This is a genomic window from Streptomyces exfoliatus (assembly GCF_000725545.1).
In the GTDB taxonomy this organism is placed as follows: Bacteria; Actinomycetota; Actinomycetes; order Streptomycetales; family Streptomycetaceae; genus Streptomyces; species Streptomyces exfoliatus.
The window spans coordinates 1-2,396 of record NZ_JNZP01000077.1 but is presented as its reverse complement, the minus strand read 5'-3'; the positions used below and the strand labels follow the sequence as shown (position 1 = coordinate 2,396).

2 protein-coding genes are annotated in these 2,396 nt (G+C 68.6%); one reads left to right on the top strand and one right to left on the bottom strand.

Annotation, left to right across the window (positions count from 1 at the left end):
• The first annotated feature begins 174 nt into the window (after positions 1-174).
• Complete coding sequence (locus IO20_RS0134100; RefSeq protein ID WP_030557169.1) at positions 175-1,767, top strand: ISL3 family transposase; 1,593 nt, start codon at positions 175-177, stop codon at positions 1,765-1,767.
• Positions 1,768-1,996: 229 nt separating this feature from the next.
• Here the strand turns inward: IO20_RS0134100 and IO20_RS41090 are convergent.
• Positions 1,997-2,396, bottom strand: a 400-nt coding sequence (locus IO20_RS41090; RefSeq protein ID WP_211270466.1) for a hypothetical protein, incomplete at its 5' end; no start/stop codon positions are given.

Genomic DNA, 2,396 nt, shown 5'->3' with positions numbered 1-2,396 from the left:
GGTTCTGGCACAGATCTTGGGGAGCCGTCGCGGAGCGTTACCTCGGTGTTCGATTGCGAGTGACTGGCTCGTGCGAGACGGCGTACGCCTTGGTGCCTGACATCCGGAAGTGACGCTCCCTCAGGTGCATTCCGTTCGCCCTCTGGCCGTCTGTGGACGGCGATGGTGCTGGTCATGCAGACCGACGCACCATTCTGGGACTCGCTGGTGTTCGACGGGATCGACGAGGTGGACGTCGAGGCGGTTACAGCCGCGTTCGGCACGGTCGAGGTGGTGGCGAGAGGCCGCGCGGCCGGGGCGACGTGTCCGGGCTGCGGCCGATTCTCGGGCCGAGTCCACGACCGTTACCAGCGCAGGCTGAGGGACCTTCCTCTGGCTGACCAGGGCTTTGTGATCCGGCTGACGGTCCGGCGCTTCATCTGCGGGTCGGCGGACTGCCCGCGCCGGACGTTCGCCGAGCCGTTCGCCCGACTGGCCGCCCCGCACGCACGGTTCACCACGCGGCTCAACCACGCTCTGGAACGGGTGGGGCTCGCCCTGGCCGGGCGGGCCGGCGCTCGGCTGGCGGCCCAGCTGGGCTTCGGCGCGGGACGGATGACCTTGTTACGCAGGGTCATGGCATTGCCCGATCCGCGGTTCAGCACGCCGCGGGTGCTGGGCGTGGACGACTTCGCGATCCGTCGCGGCCAGACCTACTCCACCGTCTTGACCAGCGTCGAAGATCGTCGCGTGGTCGATGTGCTTCAGACCCGTGAAGCCGGCCCGCTGGCCGCCTGGCTGGTCCGCCATCCCGGCGTGGAGATCATCTGCCGGGACCGGGCGGGCGCCTACGCCGAAGGCGCTCGGCGCGGTGCCCCCGGCGCTCTGCAGGTCGCGGACCGGTTCCATCTGTGGCAGGGACTCGGCCGGGCCGTGGAGACCTGCGTCGCCGCCCATCGCGACTGCCTGCGCAACCCGACGCCCAGCGGCCTGCTGCCGCAGGACACCCGACCAGCTTCCGGTCGGCCACAGGACGACTCAGATCCCGTCGGCCGGCGGGCCGAGCGCAAGAAGGCCGCACACGCCCTGGTCCACGAGATGCTCGCCCAGGGGCACTCACGTCGGGCGATCGCCCGGCACCTGGGCTGGGGCCTGAACACCGTCCTCCGGTACGCGAACGCCGCACGCTGGCAGGACACCATCCGTGAGAACCGGTCCCGAAGCAGCAGGCTGGACCCCTACAAGCCCTACCTGGAACGCCGATTCGCCGAGGGATGCACCAGCGTCACCCGGCTCCACGGCGAGCTGGTCGCCGAGCAGGCTCCCGTCACCTATGGCATGGTCCGCGCGCACATCGCGACCTTGCGCCGGGCTCCCTCCGCAGCACCGCCGCGGCCGCCGACGGTACGACAAGTGACGGGCTGGCTCACCCGCCACCCCGCCGCCCTGAGCGAGGAAGACCGCTTCGGCCTCAAGGACGTCCTGACCCGCTGTCCCGAACTGGACACGGCTGCCAGACACGTCCGCGACTTCGGCGAGATACTCACCGGCCGCCTCGGCACCACGCTCCCCACCTGGATCGACACGGTCGACGCCAGCCAACTGCCCGGGCTCACCGGCTTCGCACTGCACCTGCGTCGAGACCTCGACGCCGTGACCGCCGGCCTCACCCTGAGCTGGAGCTCCGGCAGCATCGAAGGCGCCGTGAACCGCATCAAAAAGATCAAGAGACAGCTCTACGGACGAGCTGGCTTCCACCTCCTTCGAAAGATGATCCTGCTGCAGTAGCCCGGAAGCAGGCTCTTGCCGATGGGGCTTCGGCGGGCTAGAACTTCGTGTGATCACTTTCGTGTGTGCCGCCTGCGCCCGCCCTCTGACCAGGGCTGTGCAGCTGTCCGAGACCCTGGTCAGGCCAGAGTTCGACGGGCGAATCGGACCCGACCGGTACCGCCGGGCCCCGGCCACGATGCATGCGGGGCTCTATGCCTTGGAGCCCGAGCCTTGGGGAGCCCCGTTCCTAACGACCGACGAACCCGTCGCAGTGTTTCCCGGCGGGCCTTGTGTCGGCGATCCGGACGGAGAGGGGTTCCTGACTTCCGCAGGTCCCCGAAACACGATCGTCCTCCATCCCGACGACGCACCTCACTTGCTGCCCGACCTTGAGGGAGACCACACGGGCTGCTGCGGCTGGCATGGGCAGAGCGGCCTGAACCGGCTGTGTCCATGTGGCGCTGCGGTAGGAACAGAGATCAGCGAGTGTTACACCGCGTACGAACTCCACCTCGACCCAGCGCAGGTCCACGCCCTGGACGCCAGCACCGTCAAAGTTCAGTGAAGCAGAACTGTAGGTGTGGAGCTCATTATCGAACGCCACGATGACTCTCCGCGACGGCTCCCCAAGATCCGTGCCAGAACCC

Excerpts from the sequence above, each read along its gene's own strand:
- IO20_RS0134100 (WP_030557169.1), top strand. The coding sequence starts at position 175 with ATGCAGACCGACGCACCATTCTGGGACTCGCTGGTGTTCGACGGGATC.